This is a genomic window from Streptomyces ipomoeae 91-03 (assembly GCF_000317595.1).
GTDB lineage: Bacteria > Actinomycetota > Actinomycetes > Streptomycetales > Streptomycetaceae > Streptomyces > Streptomyces ipomoeae.
Genome location: NZ_AEJC01000339.1, coordinates 1 through 7,522, shown reverse-complemented (window position 1 = coordinate 7,522; position 7,522 = coordinate 1). Strand labels below are relative to the sequence as shown.

Genomic DNA, 7,522 nt, shown 5'->3' with positions numbered 1-7,522 from the left:
CGAACCGGTCACGCGGGGGCGGCTGCCGGACGTCCGTGGGCCTGGGTGCCGAACGACTTCCAGAGCTGCATGAACAGGCGCACCAGGGCGGCCTCGAGGAGGGCGATCGCCACCTGGGTCAGGATCGTGGTGAGGATGTGCGGCATGGGGCCGCCTTTCGTGTGCGTCGTGCGGAGGTACGACTCCTTTGTGCGGGTTGTTCTCATCCGAGAGGCCGCGCTCAGGTGTCTTTTCGGTGAACTCTCCCTTGCGGGCCGATGATGGCATATGCCAGGGCCGGCACCAGTACCGAGCCCGCCGCCGACGCCAGCGCGATCGTCCAGCCCACGGGACCCAGCGGTCGGCTGCCGAAGAAGTGGCTGAGCCCGGGCACGGTCACCACCAGGGCCAGCACCAGCAAGGACCCCGCCACGGCCACGGCGACCACGGGATCGCGGCCCGCGTCCGCCAGGGTCTGCAGCAACTGCGACGTCACCAGGGCGACCAGGGCGACCGTGTCGGCGTGCGCCCTGGTACCGGTGCCCCGGGCGGCGATCCAGGCGACGCCGGCCGCCGCCGTGGTGGCCACGGCACGCAGCCGGAGGTGCCGGGTCAGGGCCTGGCCGAGCGAGGCCTCGGGGCCCTCCGCGAGCAGCCGGTCGGCGTGGCCGGCGGGCGGCCGGGCGGCGATGGCCATGGCGGGCAGCATGTCGGTGAGCAGGTTGACCAGAAGCAGTTGGCGTGCGCCCAGCGCACTGCGCCCGGTGAACAGCGTGGTCGCCAGGGTGAAGGCGATCTCCCCGAGGTTGCCGCCGAGCAGGATGCCCAGCGCCTTGCGCACCGAGGCCCACATGGCCCGGCCCTCGACGAACGCGTCGACGATGGTCTCGATGCGGTCGTCGGTGACCACGACGTCGGCCGCGGTGCGGGCCGCCGGCGTGGCCCGCGAGCCGAGGGCGATACCGACGTCGGCGATCCGGATGGCGGGCGCGTCGTTGGCACCGTCGCCGGTGACGGCGACGATCCGGCCGGCCCTGCGCAGTGCCGCCACGATACGGACCTTGTGCGCCGGGGTGACCCGGGCGAACACGGTGATGTCCGGGAGCGTCAGGGCGAGCGCCTCGTCGTCCAGGGCGTCCAGCTCCGCCCCCGTCATCAGCCGGGGTTCCTCCTCCGGTCGCAGCTCCCGGGCGATCGCGGCGGCGGTGCTGGGATGGTCCCCGGTGAGCATGACGATGCGCACCCCCGCCCGGGACAGCCGGTCCACACTCTCGGCGGCGGTGCCCCGCACCGGGTCCGCCAGCCCCAGCAGGCCCAGCAGACACAGTCCGTCGACGGCTTCGTCGCCGAGCGCGGGGGCAGTGCCGGGGGCCGTGGTGGTCGTACCCGCGGTGGCGGCGATGTCTGCGGTGGCGCCCGTAGCGACCGTGCCGTCGGCGGCATCCGTACCGGCCGTGCCGTCCGTACGACCTGTGCCGTCGACCGTACGACCGGTGCCGTCGGCGCCGCCCGCACCCCCCGTGCCCTCGGTCCCACCCGCGCCGTCCCGCTGGTCGGCCGGCGTGGGCAGCACCCGCTCGGCGACCGCGAGGACCCGTAGACCGCTGCGGGCCAGCCGGTCGATCTCCGCCTCGGTCTCCTCGCGCGGCCGGATGCCGAACGGCTCGGTGCCGGAGCCCCGGCGGATGCGGTCGCAGCGGGCCAGGACCACCTCGGGCGCGCCCTTGACGACGATCCGCGTCTCGCTGTCGGACCGCCCCAGCACGGCGTGGTAGCCGCGCCCCGGCTCGAACGGCAGCTCCGCGAGCGTCTCCCAGGTGTCCGAGCCGAGCCCGGCGGCCCGGGCGGGCGGGGCGCCCAGCAGTTCGGCACCGGTCGCGATGGCACGGTCGGTGGGGTGGGCGAGCGTCGCGGCCGGACCCGCCGGACCCGCGAGTGCCGCCGTGGCGACGACCCGGCCCAGCGCCGGGGTGAGCCGGTCGGGCGGGCGGCGCTCCAGCGTGTCGGACACCTGCTGGAGGCTGATCCGGCCCTCGGTGAGGGTGCCGGTCTTGTCGAAGCACAGCACCTCGGTGCGGCCCAGCGCCTCGATGGTGGAGGCGCTGCGCACCAGGGTGTCACGGGTGGACAGCCGTCGTGCCGCCGCCAGCTCCGCGACGGTGGCGACGAACGGCAGCCCCTCCGGTACGGCGGCCACACACAGGCTCACCGCGGAACCCAGGGCCGCGCCCAGCGGACGCAGGCGCAGCATGTCGATGGCGAACAGCACGACCCCGGCGGCGACGGACAGCGGCAGGAACCACCGGCCCAGCGCCTTCAGCCGCCGCTCCACCCCGCTCTCCGGCGGCCCTGCCTCAAGGTCCGTCTCCGCCGCGCTGCCCGCCTCCGTGGCCGTCCCGGTGGCGACGACCACGGCGAGCGCGTGGCCGGCGGCCACCGTCGTGCCCTGATAGAGCATCGACGTACGGTCCGCCACCGCGCGGGCCGCCGTCGGCGCGACGCCCTTGACCACGGGCAGCGACTCACCGGTCAGGCTGGACTCGTCCACCTCCAGACCCGTCGCCCGTACGATCCGGCAGTCCGCCGGGACCGCGTCCCCGGCCCGCAGCTCGATCACATCGCCGCGCACCAGATGTTCGCCGGCCGCCTCCACGGCCTCCTCGCGGCCCGGCCGCCGTACCCGTACCCGCGCCGAGGTCGCCTCGACCAGCCGTTCCGCCGCCTTGTCGGCCTGCTGCCGCTGCACCCCGCCGACCAGCGCGTCCACGCCGAGCACCCCGCCGATCAGCACGGCGTCCAGGACGGAGCCCAGCGCCGCCGAGATACCGCCGCCGATGGCCAGGATGGGCGTGAGCGGATTCGCCAGCTCCTCCACGACCCGGCCGACCAGGGTGACCGCACCGTCGTGCCGGTCACGGCCCGCGAACTGCCGGCGCCGGGCGGCCTCGGCCTCGTCCAGCCCCCGGGACGACGTGCCCAGCCGGGTCATCACCTGACGTACGGACATGGCGTGCCAGGGCGTGCGTTCCGTGGCGGCCGGAGCCGGACGGCCACGCAGCCGCCATCCCGCCCAGAGGCCCGTCGTGACCCCCGCGACGGTCACCGCCTCCGCCACCAGACGCGCCCGTGCCCAGGCCCGGGGGCGGGGCACCAGAAGGGCGAGGCCCGAGCCCACCACGGCTCCGGCACCCTCCAGCCGGGCGCACACCCGGTTGATCCGCCGGGCCTCCGGCAGGGCCGTCAGCAGCAGATGGACCACATCGGGCGGGGCGGCGACATCGCTGTCCCACGGCACATGCCGAGGGCCGGTGGTCACGCCGACGCCCAGGTCGCCCCGGACCAGACCGCGCCTGGTCCGCGCCGAGACCACCGCGACGCCATGGCCCCGCGCCTGCAGCGAGCGGACCAGCGCCGCCGTACGCCGCCCCCCGGTGGGCACGGCCTCGGGCAGCCCGAACCGCCGGTGCAGCCCCGGCGGCCCGCCCACCAGCCGCACCTGTCCGCACTCCCGCGCCGCGCGCACCAAGTGGTCGGCGAGCGGATGCAGTTGGGCGACCAACGCCGCGAGGGCCACCGGCACCCCCTCCCGCGAGACCACCATGACCTGAGCCCCCGCCTCCGCCCACTCCCGAGCCCGCGCGACCGCGTCCGCGGGCAGCGCGACGTGCTCCGGTGCGGCTCCGGTGGGTACGGTGCCGGGCTCCGGCGCCACCTCGGGGGAAGCGGTTCCGGACGAACCCCCGGGCCCGACCTCCGCCCCGTCGTACGGCCGCAACTCCCACCCGTCCAGCCGCCGTGCGAGCAGCGCGCCGCCTCGGTACCGCCCCCGCCACCGGTGCTGCCCGTCCGCCTCGATCAACTCGTGAACACGTGCGTGGATCTCGTCGTCGTCCGGGCCGTCACCGTCGCCGCCCCCGGGACGGCCGCCCTTCGGGCCCTCGCCTTCCGAGGGGCCCGGCCCCGTCGCCCCGGGCGGGGGCACGCGCAGTACGGCGTCGATCGCCCAGCCCCCCGTGGCCAGTACTCGGGCGTCGAGGACCACCGTGTCGATACGGTCCATGCGGCGCAGGGTCTCGGGGCGCAGGACCAGTGCGCCGCGGTCGGAGAGGGCGCGGCCCGCCGTGGACGCGAAGGCCTCCCGGCCGAACTGGGGGCCGCGCGGGGTCCCCGCGATCAGCAAGGCCAGCGCCCGGTCGTGGCTCAGCGGGCCGAGCGCGGAGAGGCCGTATGCCGCGAGGGAGGTCGGTGCCGCCACCCGCGAGTACCGGTCACCCGGCGCCGGGGGCAGCGGGGCGGGGCGCTCGTAATCCGGTACCGCGTCGTGGCGGTACGTGCCCTCGTGCACGGCCAGCCTGCCCGCCCAGTCCGCCCACGCGCCGCGGCGGGCCCGTACCTCCGCGTACCGGGCGGCGGCCAGTACGGCGGCCACCGTGGCACCGATCGGCCGGAACGTCAGCGTCGTCACCAGGAGGTTGGCCGTGGCGAAGCTCCGCTCCGCGACCACCTCGCCGACCAGGCGGGCAAGGCCGTCGCGGAGCGGCGGCGTGGACTCCACGAACTGGACCCCCGCGATCACCACCGGCGGCAGACCCCGCAACCGGGCCGCCCGGCCCACGGACGCCACCCCCACCGACGCCAGACTCGCGCCCAGCCGCACGGCCGCGCCGATCCGGACCCCGGCCGCCAGGGGGTACCCGACCGCCGGCCGCCTCCGGCCCCCACCCCCGGCCGGCCGACCGCCCTCGCCGCTTGCCTGCTCCTTGTCGCCCTCGCCGCTCGCTCGTGCCTTCTCGGCCCCGCCCCTGGCCGGCTTCTTCTCGGCGGTCTCGTCCGCTGCCGCGACCAGGGAGGCGAGGGCGTCCGGGTCCGTCTCCGGATCGCAGCCGACGTATACACAGCCCAGCGTGCCGTTGACCTCGGCCCGGCTCACGCCCCGCACCCGGCGCAGCGCGGCCTCCAGCTCGCGTGCCGCCGGTGCCGTCCCGGGCCGTCCGAGGTGCCGGGTCTCGATCTGGACGCCACCGGCCGTCCGCCAGAGCCGGGGCGTCGTCCGCGGTCGCAGCATCGCGCCGACGACGGGCAACGCCGCCGGTACGGCGGTCAGCCCCTGCGCGGCCGACCGGGCCAATGACGAGGCCGTCCCGGCCACGGCGCCCACCGCCGAGGGCAGCACCATCGAGGGCGGCATCGACTTGGGGAGAACGGAGGAGAGCACTGGCGGGATCACGCGGCCTCCATGATCGGCCGACGGGGGTTGTCCGCACCGCCTCGGCGACGACACGGCTCACGCCAGTATGTGCAGGTCCCGGCGGTCCCCGCTCGGCACGGACCCACCGCGTGGGCCGGGTGGCCGAACGAGCCGACGGGCCGGGAGGTATCAGGCGGATCTGGGATGCGTCGGATGTATCAGGCAGGCCTGGGATGTGTCGGATGGATCAGGGCGCGTCCGACAGATCAGGGATCTGGAACAGGGATCTGGAACAGGGATCTGGAACAGGGATCTGGATGCGGCGGACGGATCCCGAACGTCAGGAGAGGTCGTCGGCGGCGTGCGGTGCGCAGCCCAGTACGTGCTCCTTCACCAGACGGCCGATGTCCGGGTCGCGCCGCCGGAACGCCTCGACGAGCTCCTGGTGCTCCTCGGCGTAGGACTGCTGGACCGTTCCCAGCCAGCGGATGGACAGGGCCGTGAACACCTCGATGCCCAGCCCTTCCCAGGTGTGCAGCAGCACCGAGTTGCCGGCCGCCCGCACCAACTCCCGGTGGAAGCCGACCGTGTGCCGCACCTGCCCCGTGCCGTCGGCGTTGCGGTCCGCCTCATAGAGCGCGGTGACGTGCGGTTCGAGGGCCGAGCAGTCCTCCGCGAGCCGCTCCGCCGCCAGTTCCGCGGCGATGGCCTCCAGACCGGCCCGTACGGGATAGCTCTCCTCCAGGTCGGCCGCGGTCAGGTTCCGGACCCGTACGCCCTTGTTGGGAGCCGACTCGATCAGCCGCAGCGACTCCAGTTCGCGCAGCGCTTCCCGGACAGGGGTCTGGCTGACTTCCAGCTCCGTCGCGATCCGCCGCTCCACGATCCGCTCACCCGGTTTCCACCGCCCGCTCACGATGCCTTCCACGATGTGCTCGCGGATCTGTTCGCGCAGCGAGTGGACGACGGGCGCGGTGGTCATGCGGGCTCCTTCGGCGGGGGCAGAGCCCCAAGGGCGTTCGACCTCTAGACAATAAAGCCGGGGCCCTGCCGGGGAGGACCGCAAGGGGGCGCTTTTGTGCAGGTGAGACGAGACTTACACGCTCCCATGGGGAGCCGGTTCGTAAAGACCGGTACCGGACGGCCTCCGGCCTGGAGAGATTGGGGGGCGTGCGCTGTGTGGACGCCACCGACCCGTCGTGGTTGCTCGCGCGGTTCCCCGCGCCCCTGAAGGGGCGCTGTCCCCGGTCGCAAGCAAGCGGTGCCCCCGTCCGGAAGTTCCGGGCGAGGGCACCGCCGTAGGGCCTGATCGGCGATTACAGGCCGAGCTCGACCTCGAACTCGCCGGCCTCCAGGATCGCCTTGACCGCCGTCAGGTAGCGGGCCGCGTCGGCGCCGTCCACCAGGCGGTGGTCGTAGGAGAGGGTCAGGTAGGTCATGTCGCGGACGCCGATGACCGTGCCCTCCTCCGTCTCGATCACGGCGGGGCGCTTGACCGTGGCACCGATGCCGAGGATCGCGACCTGGTTCGGCGGCACGATGATCGTGTCGAAGAGCGCGCCGCGCGAACCGGTGTTGCTGATGGTGAAGGTCGCGCCCGCCAGCTCGTCCGGCGTGATCTTGTTGCCGCGGACCTTGCCCGCCAGGTCGGCGGTGGCCTTGGCGATACCGGCGATGTTGAGGTCGCCCGCACCCTTGATGACCGGGGTCATCAGGCCCTTCTCGGAGTCCACCGCGATACCGATGTTCTCGGTGTCGAAGTAGGTGATCGTGCCGTCGGCCTCGTTGATCCGGGCGTTGATGACCGGGTGGGCCTTCAGCGCCTGGGCGGCGGCCTTGACGAAGAACGGCATCGGGGAGAGCTTGACGCCCTCGCGGGCCGCGAAGGAGTCCTTCGCCTGCGCCCGGAGCTTCATCAGACGGGTGATGTCGACCTCGACGACCGAGGACAACTGGGCCTGCTCGTGCAGGGCCTTGACCATGTTGTCGCCGATGACCTTGCGGATGCGGGGCATCTTGACGGTCTGGCCGCGCAGCGGGGAGACCTCGAGCTTCGGCGCCTTCTTGGCAGCGGCGGCAGCCGGTGCGGCGGCGGCCGGAGCCGGAGCCGCGGCGGCTGCCTTCGCGGCCTCGGCGGCGGCGATGACGTCCTGCTTGCGGATACGACCGCCGACGCCGGTGCCCTTGACGGTGGCCAGGTCGACCCCGTTCTCGGCGGCGAGCTTGCGCACCAGCGGGGTGACGTACGCACCCTCGTCGGTCGCCTGGGCGGCGGCGGGCGCGACCGGTGCGGCAGCGGCCGGAGCCGGGGTGACCGGGGCGGGCGCGGGAGCCGGCGCGGCCGGGGCAGCGGCG

General features: G+C 74.5%; 4 protein-coding genes. All 4 read right to left on the bottom strand.

The genetic code is table 11. The annotated features are described in order from the left end of the window. Positions 1–8 precede the first annotated feature (8 nt). Entirely contained in the window at positions 9–146 is a 138-nt protein-coding gene (locus tag STRIP9103_RS50050) for a hypothetical protein (RefSeq protein ID WP_158696903.1), read from the bottom strand. A gap of 74 nt (positions 147–220) precedes the next feature. Beyond that, positions 221–5,206, bottom strand: a complete 4,986-nt coding sequence (locus tag STRIP9103_RS22180; protein ID WP_009318430.1) for a cation-translocating P-type ATPase — start codon at positions 5,204–5,206, stop codon at positions 221–223. 301 nt (positions 5,207–5,507) lie between these two features. Continuing rightward, positions 5,508–6,149: a GntR family transcriptional regulator gene (locus tag STRIP9103_RS22175; protein WP_009318426.1), complete on the bottom strand. Its 642-nt coding sequence runs from the start codon at positions 6,147–6,149 to the stop codon at positions 5,508–5,510. Between the two features lie 334 nt (positions 6,150–6,483). Continuing rightward, the coding region (gene sucB / locus STRIP9103_RS22170) for a 2-oxoglutarate dehydrogenase, E2 component, dihydrolipoamide succinyltransferase (protein WP_009318428.1) at positions 6,484–7,522 on the bottom strand (1,039 nt) is incomplete at its 5' end.